Below are 12,275 nucleotides of genomic sequence, written 5' to 3' on the forward strand. Positions count from 1 at the left end.
CGGCCAAGGCAGGAATGAATATGTCGACTGCATCCTTTTCAATCTGGACCACCCGGGCCGCTTCGGCGACCCGGCGCGGCGGCTCGGTGGCGGTGACGCTGCTGGGGTTGCTGCTGCTGACTTTCTTTATCGGACGGGTGATGCCCCTGGACCCGGTGCTGGCCATCGTCGGCCCGGACGCCGACGCCTCGGCCTACGCCCAGGTGTACCAGGAGCTGGGCCTGGACAAGCCGTTGTGGAGCCAATTCGCGATCTACCTCGGCGACTTGATCCACGGTGACTTCGGCATGGCCTTGCTGACCGGCAACCCGGTCATCACCGACATCGCCCGGGTGTTTCCGGCGACGTTGGAACTGGCGACCCTGGCCATTCTGTTCGGCGTGTTGGCGGGGCTGCCGCTGGGTGTCTACGCAGCGACCCATCAGGGTCGTGCCGGTGACCATGTCGCTCGGCTGATCACGCTGTTCGGCTACTCCACGCCGATTTTCTGGATCGGCATGATGGCTTTCCTGGTGTTCTACGCCTGGTTGGGTTGGGCCGGCGGTGTCGGGCGGATCGGCCTGGCCTATGACGGGTTGATTCCGACACATACCGGGCTGTTGTTGATCGACACTGCCTGGTCCGGCGACTGGGAAGCCTTTCGCAGCGCACTGCGGCACATCCTGCTGCCGGCGGTGATCCTCAGTTTCAACTCGGTCGCCTACATCAGCCGCATGACCCGCAGCTTCATGCTCGAACAGTTGTCCCAGGAGTACATCATCACCGCTCGGGTCAAGGGTCTGTCCCAGCGCAAGATTGTCTGGGGCCACGCCTTCGGTAACATCCGCGTGCAGCTGTTGACCATCGTTGCGCTGGCCTACGGCGGGTTGCTCGAAGGTGCGGTGCTGATCGAAACCGTCTTCGCCTGGCCGGGCTTCGGCCAGTACCTCACGAGCAGTTTGTTGCTCGGCGACATGAACGCAGTGATGGCGTGCGTGCTGTTGATCGGCCTCATCTTCGTGACGCTGAACCTGATCAGCGATGCGCTCTACAAGATCTTCGACCCGAGGACTCGCTCATGAACCTGCCCCTTGCTTCCAGCGCAGCCGGCAGCGCCGCGCTGCCCGCTTCGAGTACGGCTGCGCTGGTGGCCAGCGCCACTCGACTGCTGCGTTTCCTGCTGCGCAACCCGATGACGTTCGCCGGCCTGGTCGTTGTTTCGACCCTGATCCTGGTCGCAATCTTCGCGCCCTGGATCGCCGGTCACGACCCCTTGTTGCAGAACCTTGGCGGCGCGTTGCAAGCGCCGGGCAGCGCGCATTGGTTCGGCACCGATGAATACGGTCGCGATGTGTTCGCCCGGCTGGTGTATGGCTCGCGCATCACGCTGTACATCGTCTTGCTGGTGACGGTGATCGTCGGTCCCATCGGCCTGCTGGTCGGCACGGTTTCCGGTTACTTCGGCGGTTGGGTCGACAGCCTGTTCATGCGCATCACCGATATTTTCATCTCATTCCCCAGCCTGGTGTTGGCGCTGGCTTTCATTGCCGCCCTCGGCCCGGGCCTGGAGCATGCGGTGATCGCCATTGCGCTGACGGCCTGGCCGCCGATTGCCCGGCTCGCTCGCGCCGAAACGCTGCCGCTGCGCAACGCTGACTTCGTCGTCGCGGTACAACTCCAAGGCGCGTCGAGCACCCGGATCATCCTGCGCCACATCATCCCGATGTGCCTGTCGTCGGTGATCATCCGCCTGACGATGAACATGGCGAGCATCATCCTCACTGCCGCCGCCCTGGGCTTTCTTGGCCTCGGCGCCCAGGCGCCGCTGCCGGAGTGGGGCGCGATGATCTCCACCGGGCGGCGCTACATGCTCGAAAGCTGGTGGCTGGTGGCGGCGCCCGGTGCGGCGATCATGCTGGTCAGCCTGGCCTTCAACCTGTTGGGCGACGGCTTGCGCGACGTCCTCGACCCTCGCAGCCAATCCTGAGGAAAGTCCCATGACTGAGATAAAACTGGCCGTACAGGATTTATGCGTGGAGTTTCGCAATGCGGGCAAAACCTCCCTGGCGGTGCGCGATGTGTCGTTCACCCTGGGCCGGGAAAAACTCGCCATCGTCGGTGAATCCGGCTCGGGCAAATCCACTGTCGGCCGCAGCCTTTTGCGCCTGCATCCACCGACGGCGCGGGTCACCGCCAAGACCCTGCGCTTTGCCGATGTCGACTTGCTGACCGCCAGCGAAAAGCAGATCCAGGCGATTCGCGGGGCGCGCATGTCGATGATCATGCAAGACCCGAAATACTCGCTGAACCCGGTGGTGCGCGTTGGCGAACAAATCGCCGAAGCCTATCTCGCCCACCACAAGGTGCCCCATCGCCAAGCCCGGGAGCGGGCCCTGGAGATGCTCGCCAAGGTGCACATCCGTGATCCTCGGCGGGTCTATGACCTGTATCCGCATGAGGTCTCGGGCGGCATGGGCCAGCGGATCATGATCGCCATGATGGTGATCACCGATCCCCAGGTGATCATCGCCGACGAGCCCACATCGGCGCTGGACGTGTCGGTGCGCCGGCAGGTGCTCAACGTACTGGAGGAGTTGGTCAGCGAGCGTGACCTGGGGCTGATCTTCATCAGCCACGACTTGAACCTGGTGCGGCATTTCTGCGACCGCGTGCTGGTGATGTACGCCGGGCGCGTGGTCGAGTCGATTGCCGCCGCCGACCTGGACAACGCCACCCATCCCTACACCCAAGGCCTGTTGGCTGCGTTGCCCAGCCTGGACCATCCGCGCGCCACGCTGCCGGTGTTGCAGCGCGACCCACACTGGTTGAACCCTTGAGGAGCCTGTCATGAGCATGATCGAAATCGCCGGCCTGAACCTCAGTTTTGGCACCGGCGCGGCTTTGAACGCAGTACTGCATGACGTCGATCTGAGCGTTGGCGAGGGCGAGGCGTTTGGCCTGGTGGGGGAGTCCGGTTCGGGTAAGACCACCGTGCTGCGTTGCCTGGCCGGACAGTACCAGCACTGGACCGGACAATTGCAAGTCGCCGGCCGGGCGGTGGCGCGCAAGCTGCCGCTGGACCACTACCGCACCGTGCAAATGGTCTTCCAGGACCCGTACGCCTCGCTGCATCCGCGCTACACCATTGACGCCGCTTTGCAGGAACCGCTGCGCATCCATGGCATCGACGGGCGTGGGCAAAAGGTCAGCGAAATCCTGCGCAAGGTCGGCTTGAACGACAGCTTTCGCTTTCGTTATCCGCATCAATTGTCTGGCGGCCAGCGCCAACGCGTGGCGATTGCCCGGGCGCTGATCCTGCGCCCACGGGTGTTGCTGTTGGACGAGCCGACCTCGGCGCTGGACGTCTCGGTGCAGGCGGAAATCCTCAACCTGTTGGCCGAACTGCGTCGCCAGGAAGGGCTGACGTATTTGATGGTCACCCACGACCTGGCCGTCGTTGCGCATTTGTGCGATCGGCTGGCGGTGATGCAGCAGGGCAGGGTAGTGGAGACGCTCGACAGTCATCGGCTGGCGAACGATGGCGCCGCCCATGAATATACGCGCCTGCTGGTACAAGCCAGCCGCGACATACAACGAGTCCCTATCGCCGTTTGAAGTAACTAACCCGCTGTACCTGTTTTAAACCGCAGAACACGTTGAACCGCACGTTTCAATGCGCGCACGCGCTCGCCTGCGATTTGGCGTTCAACCCAACTATTGATTTCAACTTACAAGAATAAAAAACATGAAAAAGACCCTGGTAGTTTTGTCGATCGCTTCGCTGTTCACTTCGGTTGTCGCTCAGGCGGATACCGGTTATATCAACGTCCGCCATCAATACGCTGAAAAGACCCGCATGCACGCCGACCGCGCCAAGTTCGGCATCAGGCTGGATAACGGTGTGGGCCTGGAAGGTGAACTCAAATACAAGACTGCTGGTGACCGGGAAGACGTCGCTTTCGACAACACCGTCGGCAGCGGCCATGAATTTACCGTCAACTATCAGCACAAGATCGATGATCGCTGGACGCTGACGCCTTCGTTCGCCATGGAAAGCGACGAGGAATCCACCACCTACAAGACGGGTATGCGCCTGGGCTACAAGATCACCAAGGAGCTGAGCATCGCCGGTCGCTATCGCTACGACGTCAGCAAGCTGGACCGTGACAAGGTCGATCGCGACGTGCCGGACAATGCCCAGGACGACCAGACGATTCATCGCTACGACGTCTACATCAACTATGCGGATCAAGGGCCGTGGGCGTATGAGTATCAACTGACGTATTTCGATGCCGATTACATCCGCTATAACGGCGGCACCGATGACTATGAGCAGAATGCCGTGGTCAAGTACAAATGGGATAAGCGCTGGGCACCGTTCTTTGAAGTGGGTGATATCAAAGTCAACTCGGTGGACAGTGATCGGCAACTGCGCTTGCGGGTGGGGATCCAGTACAACTTTTTCTGAGTTGTGGGAGACGTGGTCAACACTGAATAAAACTGTGGGAGCGAGCTTGCTCGCGATAACGGCCTGCCTGTGCCGGTGATATTGGATGTTCCGCCGCCTTCGCGAGCAAGCTCGCTCCCACAGGGGGCGGTGGAGGATACAAATGCTGTGGTCACTGCAGCCACAAAACTGCGGGGGTTATTCGTTGTAAAAGGCCTGGCGCTGCTGGGTTTCACACAGGCGCATGCGGCTGTTGCTCAAGTGCAGGTACATGGCCGCCCGCGCCGCGTCGACATTGCGGCTGGCGATGGCATCGAAGATCTGCTGGTGTTCGGCATTGATCCCCTGCAGGTAGGCGCTGCGATCACTTTGCCCCGAGTAGGCGGAGTTCATCCGGGTACGCGGGATCAGCTTCGTGCCCAGGTGCTTCATGATGTCGATCAGGTAGTAATTGCCGGCCGCCTTGGCGATCTTCAGGTGGAACTGGAAATCGGCATTGATCGTGGTGCCGGATTTCTCAGGCCCTTGCAACAACGCGTCCAGCGCCTGGGCCAGTTCGGCCAGGGCTTCGGGCGTGGCGCGTGCGGCGGCCATGCCGGCGGCCTGTACTTCCAGGCTCAGGCGAAACTCCAACAAATTGAGCACGTCGGACAACGTGGCAATCGTTGCCGGCCCGAGGGTAAAACCTTCCGGCGCCGGCATGTCCAGCACAAAGGTGCCGACGCCATGGCGCGTCTCCACCAACCCCGCCGCCTGCAAGCGCGACAATGCCTCGCGCACCACCGAACGGCTGACGCCTTCGGCTTCCATGATATGCACTTCGGTGGGGAGCTTTTCGCCGCATTTCAGAATGCCGTCGCGCATGCGCTGGGCAAAACGGTCGACCAGTGTCTCGGCGAGGCGGCGCGGCTTGTTCAATGGAGATAACGCTTGGTCCGTCATCGGCGTGCTCTAGTGTGATCAGCGGGCATTATAGTGAGTTTTGGCGCAAGGTCGCGGCTATAATGCCGCGATCGTCTGGCTTGATGGATAGGTGCAATGGAGCGTGTCACAACCGATCGACGCCTGAGCATGACTCAGCAACTGGTGGTGGACCTGACGCAGCAGATACTCGCCGGGGAGTTGCCCGCGGGCAGCAAACTGCCGACCGAACAGGTCATCATCAAGGAACGCGGCGTCAGTCGGACCGTGGTCCGTGAAGCCATGTCCCGGCTGCAGGCCGAAGGTTTGGTCGAGACGCGCCACGGCATCGGCACCTTCGTCGTCGACACCGCCCGCCCGGGGGACTTCCAGGGCAGCAAGCACGTCAAGGGCGGCGCCTACGACGCATTGGCCGTCATCGAGCTGCGCCTGAGCCTGGAAGTGGACGCCGCCGGCATCGCCGCGCAACGGGCTACGCCGGAGCAATTGCTGGCGATGCGTGAAGCGCTCGACGTAGCGAATGCGCTTGCCCCAACGGATGACGACAGCGCCCGGGCCGATTTCGAATTTCATCTGCAGATCGCCCAATGCACCGGCAACAGTTTCTTCATCGATGCCATGGCCCATGTCGGCCATACACTGCTCGCGGTTGTGCAACAGGCCGGGCCGGTGGCGACGGGTGAGAACCGGGCGTTGGTGGTGCGTGAGCGGGAGCAGGTCTACGCAGCACTGGCGCGCCGCGATGCCGAGGCGGCGCGGGCTTCGATGCGGTTGCATTTGATCAATATGCAGCAACGGGTTCGGGGTGTGGTGGAACTGACGGCGCAATAACTTCCACCACAGACCCCTGTGGGAGCGAGCTTGCTCGCGATGACGGCGGTACAGCCATGGAGATATCTCGGGCAAAGCGTTCCGGCTAGTTGCGTTTCCAGCATTCCGCGTACCGCGCGCACACCCCGTAACGCTCATCCATCAGCGCCATCCTGTCCAGGTGGTGACCCACCGCTTCGACCGTGACCACATTCCCGATCCGGAAATACTCCACCATCATCGCGACGTCCAGGTCGACCTCGGCTTTCTCCGGCTTGGCATTGGCGGTTTTTGGCAACGCCCATTGTTCCAACTGATCGTCCTTCAGTTGGCGCAGGCGCGCCTGGTATTCCTCCTTGAAGCGTTCCATCGAGTGCGCCTTGTTCTGCGCCATGTCATCGCCAAACGTCTTCAGGTTTTCCCGGTACAGCGTCCAGTAGTCAGCCGGCAGGTCGAAGCCGAGCTTGGCCTTGCGTTCGCTGATCAGGGTGTCCAGCTTCTCTGGCGAATAACTTTCGACTTTTTCCTTGGCCGGATCCGTCTTCACCGTGACGACCAGGCTTTTATCGATGACTCGATTCATCAGCTCCAAGCGATGGGGCGTGTCCGGGTAGGTCTTGGGAAACAGCGCATTGCGCCCGGCGCAGGCGGGAAAGTCCTTTTTCAGGATCGGGATCGGTGTGCGCACGTCCTTGCCGTCGACCCGTTGCAAGCGTTGCAACTGAGTCAGGCAGAAGTTCTTCTCGGACTTGAACGTCACCTCGTATTCGGCATTGGCCTCGGGCGTGAAGTTGAAGCCCTTGCCACACACGGCATAACCGCTGTTCATGTTGGTGCGCAGGTGAATCTGCTCGCCGGGCTTGAGCTTGACCTCCAGGTAACCCCTCGCATCCTTGGGCGCCGGAACGCTCATCCCCACCCGCCGCGCGGTATCGCTCAGCAGCATGTTGTTGAGAATGCCCGTGGTTTGCCCGTCGCAATGGGCTGCGTCGAAATAATCCAGGGTGGCGTTGCTGGTGTTGGCGACGAACCGCAACTTGGCGGCGTCCGGTTCGATGGCATCGGGGTAACTGCCATTGACGCTGCAACCGCCGAGCAATACAAACAACGCGGACAACGCTAACAAGGGGGCAGGAGAGCGAGGCAGGGCGAGCATGGGTCATCCTTGAGGAGATCGATGAAGTGGGGTGAATGCTACTGAAGTGCCACTATTGCGTCCATCGCCCGCAGAAGACCGGTAGTACAAAATGCTGCGAGGCTGATGATCAATTGTGGGGGGCGCTTTGAACAGGTTTCGCGCGCGCTATCAAGGTATCTGATACCGTGCGAAAAACTTGATCCGAACGGTGCCCCACGCCCGACAGGCGGTGCTGGCGCTGCGCAAGTTGTTCTCAACGGATGCTTTCTTTTCCCCAGGATGGATGATTTACCCAATGCTCAAGTTCAACGCTCATCTCGGTTTTCAGTTCAAGGCGCAACAGGTGCTGGAGCGTTTTCCGAGTGTCGGGCTGATCCTCGATCTTTACCACGCGCAACGGCTGACCGGGAACGCGGCGGATATCCTGGCCCGTTTCTATGACCGAACCGTCCATGTGCAAATAGCTGACTGCCCGGGCCGTCATGAACCGGGGACGGGGAGCATGGATTTTGCGGGCTTGTTCGCAGAGTTGGAGCAGCGTGGCTATAAAGGATGGATCGGGTGTGAATACCGTCCTACCGGCTCTACCGTGGCAGGCCTTGATTGGATCAAGCAGTTCAGCGCCTGACACAAAGCTGGCGATACGCGCGCTTGTGGGAGCGAGCTTGCTCGCATAGCGGATTCACATTCAACCAAATGGTCGGTGGAGACACCGTCATCGCGAGCAAGCTCGCTCCCACAAAAAACGGCTAGGTTTCTGGTTCGAGTTTGTACCCCTTCGCCTTTGCTACGGTGCTCCGTTTACCCTCATCTCGATTGGGTACGTCCCATTTAATGCGGTCCTCGCCTGCGTGAAAAAATCTTCGTGGTTTCGCGTGAGGAAAAGCCATTCCCGCTGATGTTCAGACGTGATGGTGCAAAGCCACTTCGCCAACCCTTTCTCCTGTATGGCGGGCAGCAACAATGCTTCCACCTTCTTCATCCGGGCCGCGTCTTCGGGCGTCGGCAAGGCCGTCTCGGAGGAAAATTTCCAGCTGACGATCACCGATAGAGTTTTTTCTATAACCATCGGGGTTACTCCGTTAACTCGGGACTTCATTCCTGAAGACTGGTCTTGTTCATTCAAGGTTAATCGCGGCGCGATTCTGCCAGAGGGCTGCGAGTGCGGCGATCTATTGCTGGTTCAACGCATGCCGTCAGAGTCACTATCATTGGATGACCGATTAACACGCGGACACCCGAACCATGAAAAAACAAGAACAAGAAAGCCTCATCCAAACCCTGAAAACCCGCTTCGAACAACACCCGAACCGTCACCCAGACATCCTCTGGTCCGACATCCAGACCCGGCTCGAAAACAACCCCAATGCCCTGAAAACCCTCCAGGCCATGGACGCCACTGGCGGCGAGCCCGACGTGATCGGCCATGATCCGAAAACCGGCGCCGTCACCTTTTGCGATTGCGCCAAGGAAAGCCCCACCGGTCGCCGCAGCCTCTGCTACGACCGTGCGGCCCTGGATGCACGCAAGGAGAACAAGCCCAAAGGCAGCGCGGCCGAGATGGCCGAAGCGATGGGGATAACCCTGTTGACCGAGGAGCAATACCGAGCCCTGCAGACGCTCGGTGAGTTCGATGCCAAGACGTCCAGTTGGCTGGCGACGCCTCCGGAACTTCGTGCGCTCGATGGGGCGATTTTTGGCGACTACCGTTATGGCCGGGTGTTCATCTACCACAACGGTGTGCAGTCGTATTACGCGGCGCGCGGGTTTCGTGGGGTGCTGCAGGTTTAAGCCACACCCGTGGCGAGGGAGCTTGCTCCCGCTGCGTTGCGTAGGAGCTGGCGCAGCCTGCGATCTTTTGATCTTTCGCTTGATATTCAAGTGTCTGGGGGAAGATCGCAGCCTCGTTTCACTCGGCAGCTCCTACACAGCTCCTACACAGCTCCTACAGCGCAGTCGAGCGGGAGCAACTTCCCTCGCCACGGAGTTCGCCGCCGCCGCAGAATCGCCTCACTGAAAAACCAGAACCTCGCAACCCTTGGCCTCACGGATGCGGGCGAATCCCGGCAACTTCGCCACAAAATCCGCCTCGAACGCCAGGTACCGATCCTGCGCCGCCACGTAACGAATATCCGGCTTGATGCGCGGGATATCCTTGGTCGACAGCTTCACCACCTCATGGCTGCGTTGATTCCAAAACCACGCCAGCGTCTGCGTACCAAAGGTGTTGGCGCGGTAACCCCACACCCACCAATCCCCATGCCCGCGGGACACATGAAGTTGCCCATGAAACGTGCGCAACGTGATGACTTGCTTGGGCTGGGTGACGAGCAGGCGCGTGTCCTGGCGCAGTTCACTGCCGAAACCGTCCAGCGTCGCCTGGGTCTTTGTCCCAGTGATGAAATTGAAGCGCCACGCCAGCAGCACCGTCTCCTGATAACCCGAATGCTCGACGTTCTGCCGCGCGCCTTCGCTGAACAGCAAAACCTCATCGCCGCCCAAATACGCCGTCGCCGCCCGTAGCTTATAGGCCTCGGCGGGCATCGGCTTGGCGACGATGGCCTGTTGCGTGTCCTGGTGCCAGACCCAGCAGCGCTTGCCGTTGTGCTGCATGAACAACAACCGACGCCCGCCGACAGGCAGGATGGTGAGCTCGTCCGAATCTTCGAAAATCACCTCGCTGCTGTCCGCCGTGGTCCGCCAGATCCGCGTCAAATGCTTGGGTTCGTAAATGCGCTGGCGCTCGAAAATCGCCTCGTCCACCACGACGCAAGGCTCTTCGAATGCCGGCCACTCCTGCCCGGCAGGACCGAAGTCCTCGATGGCATCGCCCCGGCGAATCTCGTATGTGAATCGATCGTCCGCGCTGTAATCGCCGCGTCTGACCTGGCGTCTCCACAGGCTCCGCTGGGCGTTGGCGTCGATCAGCCGCAGGTCCGCGCCATCCACTTCATCGGTGCGTTGTTCGAGCATGTCCTGTTCGGCGGGCGGCCACTGGTGGTAGTCGATCAAAAAGCACAGCCAGCGATCTTCATCCTGTTCGGTGATTGCAGCCCAGCCGTTGCGGTAGTTGTATTCATGCACGTAGGTGGGGCCGGGGTAGTCATGGACTTCCTGCAACCATTTCAGCTTGCTGCGCTTGGGTTTGGCCGGTTTGCGCGCTTTCACCGCAGGGGGCTCGATCAAGGCCGCCGTAAACCTCGGCTCGCCACGTGGGCTTTGCCAATGCCTGGCAAACGCCTCGCGCTGATCGGAAGGGAAAACCACCGGCCGATAATCATCGCCACCGGCGTCCAGGTTCCACAGGTCATAACCCTGACCTGCCAACACCGCCGCCAGCGCCTCGAAGCAAACCTCGGGCATCTCATTGAACAGCTCATCCAACAGCGCCTCGAACGCCTGCCCGGTAAACACCTCGGGATAGGCGTCCTGCATAAGCCCGAGCCACTCGCCGCCCGGCGTTTTCCAATCGATATGAACCAGCGGATCAAATTGCGATTGCATCACGGTGGTCTTCCTTGTGATTTCTCTGCGCCGATCTTAGGCAAATCAGTAACCCGTGGCGAGGGAGCTTGCTCCCGCTGGGCTGCCCTGTAGATACCGTCTTAAGTCTCACCGGGCAAGCGCAAGTTTCGGGTCATATGGCAGTCCTGACTTGAGCACTCCGTAAACGAAGTGCAGCAGTTTGCGCATTGCCGCGCAGATGATTTGTTTGGGGGCCTTGCCGTTGGCCTCCAGGCGTTCTTTCATCGCCATGATCGCCTTATTGTGTTTCAGCGCCACCATGCCAGGCATGTAAAGGCCTGCACGAAGCCGTGCTGACCCGATTCTCGAAATTAGGGTATGACCTTTAAGCTTTCCTGATTCTTGCAGCTTGGGATTCAGCCCCGCAGCGGCGACCAATTGGCGAGGATCGCTGTATTTGCGCAAGTCGCCCAGTTCGGCTAGCAATCGCTCAAGCGTTTTTTGTCCGATACCGTCGATGGTTACGATCAGATCCCGCATCTGACGCATATCCGGGTCGTCATCGATGTGCTTTTTGATCGCCTTATGTGTTTCAACGATCTCTTTTTCGATATGGCGCAGAACGGAGTTGATCGAGTCTTTGACCTTTTCGTCAGACACGTCCAGACGATTAAGCTCCATTTGTTCCATTTCCTGAAGGTCATCCAGGCGGCGCACCATAGCTTTCAACTGGCGATACTTCAGTGGCTCAGGTGCCCATGGCTGAAGCTTCTGATCCTTTTCCCGGGCGAAGTCGGCGATGAGTTTGGCATCGCTTTTATCGGTCTTGATGCGGCGCAGCTCGCTGTCAGCGTACGCTTTGGTCGTAGCCGGGTTCACGACGCAGATTCGGAAGCCTTTGTTGTAAACGAACTCGGCGAGCTCCAAGTGGTAGACGCTGGTGGCTTCCATCACGATCAGGGCCGAACGCTCGACGTTTGTGTCTAGCCAAGCCTCAAACTCTTTAAAACCTTTTGGATTGTTGGCCAGCTTGGCCTTGGTTTTGTGCTTGCCGTTGGGCAGGTGTGTAGCGATATCAAAAGTGTTCTTTGCAACGTCGACGCCAACGAAACCAGACATGATCGTTTCTCCACTTGTTCCCTTTTGCGATCATCACGTCACTCGGTCCAACCTTGCGAATGCGGGCTCTAGCCGGAGGCGGGCCCAAGATACCGTGCGAACTGTACGAGTGAGTGTGGAGGGCTGGAGCACGATCTACATCACAGGCAAAAAGCCTAAGGAGCTGCGCGGCTTCCAAGTCCCTCCCTCGATGATCAGTCGAGAACTATCGCTCCTGACGGAGCGATAGTCGAGATACAAGGAGCTGCCGAGTGCAACGAGGCTGCGATCTTTGCGCTGCCAATTGAGCCCACAAGCGAAAGATCAGGATCAAAAGATCGTCCGAACGCGGCCCGAGCCTTCGCCAGCTCCTACAGAGCCGAGCGGGAGCTAGCTTCCTCGCCACGGGTCAAAGCA

General features: G+C 59.9%; 13 protein-coding genes. 8 read left to right on the top strand and 5 right to left on the bottom strand.

Annotated features, from left to right (window positions below; translation table 11 throughout):
* The first annotated feature begins 20 nt into the window (after positions 1–20).
* The 5 genes from M8Q45_RS02075 (at position 21) to M8Q45_RS02095 (ending at position 4,447) form a co-directional block, all read left to right on the top strand.
* The gene (locus M8Q45_RS02075) at positions 21–1,061 is read left to right on the top strand and encodes an ABC transporter permease (RefSeq protein WP_249873392.1); all 1,041 of its coding nucleotides are present in this window, start codon (positions 21–23) and stop codon (positions 1,059–1,061) included.
* The gene (locus M8Q45_RS02080; protein WP_249873393.1) at positions 1,058–1,966 is read left to right on the top strand and encodes an ABC transporter permease; all 909 of its coding nucleotides are present in this window, start codon (positions 1,058–1,060) and stop codon (positions 1,964–1,966) included. The genes M8Q45_RS02075 and M8Q45_RS02080 overlap by 4 nt, the downstream gene beginning before the upstream one ends.
* A gap of 10 nt (positions 1,967–1,976) precedes the next feature.
* Entirely contained in the window at positions 1,977–2,816 is an 840-nt protein-coding gene (locus tag M8Q45_RS02085) for an ABC transporter ATP-binding protein (RefSeq protein WP_249873394.1), read from the top strand.
* 10 nt (positions 2,817–2,826) lie between these two features.
* Entirely contained in the window at positions 2,827–3,594 is a 768-nt protein-coding gene (locus tag M8Q45_RS02090) for an ABC transporter ATP-binding protein (RefSeq protein ID WP_249873395.1), read from the top strand.
* 130 nt (positions 3,595–3,724) lie between these two features.
* Positions 3,725–4,447, top strand: coding sequence for an oligogalacturonate-specific porin KdgM family protein (locus M8Q45_RS02095; RefSeq protein ID WP_249873396.1), 723 nt, complete (start codon positions 3,725–3,727; stop codon positions 4,445–4,447).
* Positions 4,448–4,624: 177 nt separating this feature from the next.
* Here the strand turns inward: M8Q45_RS02095 and M8Q45_RS02100 are convergent, their stop codons facing one another.
* Positions 4,625–5,368, bottom strand: coding sequence for a FadR/GntR family transcriptional regulator (locus M8Q45_RS02100; RefSeq protein WP_249873397.1), 744 nt, complete (start codon positions 5,366–5,368; stop codon positions 4,625–4,627).
* A 96-nt stretch (positions 5,369–5,464) separates the two neighbouring features.
* On the opposite strand from M8Q45_RS02100, the gene M8Q45_RS02105 reads away from it, so the two are divergent.
* Entirely contained in the window at positions 5,465–6,178 is a 714-nt protein-coding gene (locus M8Q45_RS02105) for a FadR/GntR family transcriptional regulator (protein ID WP_249873398.1), read from the top strand.
* Positions 6,179–6,263: 85 nt separating this feature from the next.
* On the opposite strand, the gene M8Q45_RS02110 is transcribed toward M8Q45_RS02105, so the two are convergent.
* The gene (locus tag M8Q45_RS02110) at positions 6,264–7,313 is read right to left on the bottom strand and encodes a hypothetical protein (protein WP_249873399.1); all 1,050 of its coding nucleotides are present in this window, start codon (positions 7,311–7,313) and stop codon (positions 6,264–6,266) included.
* Between the two features lie 265 nt (positions 7,314–7,578).
* On the opposite strand from M8Q45_RS02110, the gene M8Q45_RS02115 reads away from it, so the two are divergent.
* Positions 7,579–7,923, top strand: a complete 345-nt coding sequence (locus M8Q45_RS02115; protein ID WP_283938996.1) for a TIM barrel protein — start codon at positions 7,579–7,581, stop codon at positions 7,921–7,923.
* Between the two features lie 159 nt (positions 7,924–8,082).
* On the opposite strand, the gene M8Q45_RS02120 is transcribed toward M8Q45_RS02115, so the two are convergent.
* A complete protein-coding gene (locus M8Q45_RS02120; RefSeq protein ID WP_249873400.1) occupies positions 8,083–8,364 on the bottom strand; it encodes a DUF695 domain-containing protein in 282 nt (93 codons plus the stop codon).
* Positions 8,365–8,540: 176 nt separating this feature from the next.
* Between M8Q45_RS02120 and M8Q45_RS02125 the strand changes: the two genes are divergently transcribed.
* Positions 8,541–9,086, top strand: a complete 546-nt coding sequence (locus tag M8Q45_RS02125; RefSeq protein WP_249873401.1) for a DUF4256 domain-containing protein — start codon at positions 8,541–8,543, stop codon at positions 9,084–9,086.
* 219 nt (positions 9,087–9,305) lie between these two features.
* Here the strand turns inward: M8Q45_RS02125 and M8Q45_RS02130 are convergent, their stop codons facing one another.
* The gene (locus M8Q45_RS02130) at positions 9,306–10,799 is read right to left on the bottom strand and encodes a hypothetical protein (protein WP_249873402.1); all 1,494 of its coding nucleotides are present in this window, start codon (positions 10,797–10,799) and stop codon (positions 9,306–9,308) included.
* 108 nt (positions 10,800–10,907) lie between these two features.
* Complete coding sequence (locus M8Q45_RS02135) at positions 10,908–11,879, bottom strand: IS110 family RNA-guided transposase (RefSeq protein ID WP_249873132.1); 972 nt, start codon at positions 11,877–11,879, stop codon at positions 10,908–10,910.
* Positions 11,880–12,275: the final 396 nt, after the last annotated feature.

The organism is Pseudomonas sp. T1.Ur (assembly GCF_023516725.1).
GTDB lineage: Bacteria > Pseudomonadota > Gammaproteobacteria > Pseudomonadales > Pseudomonadaceae > Aquipseudomonas > Aquipseudomonas alvandae.

Bases quoted from the DNA above. Each gene is read 5' to 3' on its own strand.
- M8Q45_RS02085 (WP_249873394.1), top strand. From the start codon at position 1,977: ATGACTGAGATAAAACTGGCCGTACAGGATTTATGCGTGGAGTTTCGC.
- M8Q45_RS02075 (WP_249873392.1), top strand. From the start codon at position 21: ATGTCGACTGCATCCTTTTCAATCTGGACCACCCGGGCCGCTTCGGCG.
- M8Q45_RS02130 (WP_249873402.1), bottom strand. From the start codon at position 10,799: ATGCAATCGCAATTTGATCCGCTGGTTCATATCGATTGGAAAACGCCG.
- M8Q45_RS02080 (WP_249873393.1), top strand. From the start codon at position 1,058: ATGAACCTGCCCCTTGCTTCCAGCGCAGCCGGCAGCGCCGCGCTGCCC.
- M8Q45_RS02120 (WP_249873400.1), bottom strand. From the start codon at position 8,364: ATGGTTATAGAAAAAACTCTATCGGTGATCGTCAGCTGGAAATTTTCC.
- M8Q45_RS02125 (WP_249873401.1), top strand. From the start codon at position 8,541: ATGAAAAAACAAGAACAAGAAAGCCTCATCCAAACCCTGAAAACCCGC.
- M8Q45_RS02100 (WP_249873397.1), bottom strand. From the start codon at position 5,368: ATGACGGACCAAGCGTTATCTCCATTGAACAAGCCGCGCCGCCTCGCC.
- M8Q45_RS02135 (WP_249873132.1), bottom strand. From the start codon at position 11,879: ATGTCTGGTTTCGTTGGCGTCGACGTTGCAAAGAACACTTTTGATATC.
- M8Q45_RS02105 (WP_249873398.1), top strand. From the start codon at position 5,465: ATGGAGCGTGTCACAACCGATCGACGCCTGAGCATGACTCAGCAACTG.
- M8Q45_RS02090 (WP_249873395.1), top strand. From the start codon at position 2,827: ATGAGCATGATCGAAATCGCCGGCCTGAACCTCAGTTTTGGCACCGGC.
- M8Q45_RS02115 (WP_283938996.1), top strand. From the start codon at position 7,579: ATGATTTACCCAATGCTCAAGTTCAACGCTCATCTCGGTTTTCAGTTC.
- M8Q45_RS02095 (WP_249873396.1), top strand. From the start codon at position 3,725: ATGAAAAAGACCCTGGTAGTTTTGTCGATCGCTTCGCTGTTCACTTCG.
- M8Q45_RS02110 (WP_249873399.1), bottom strand. From the start codon at position 7,313: ATGCTCGCCCTGCCTCGCTCTCCTGCCCCCTTGTTAGCGTTGTCCGCG.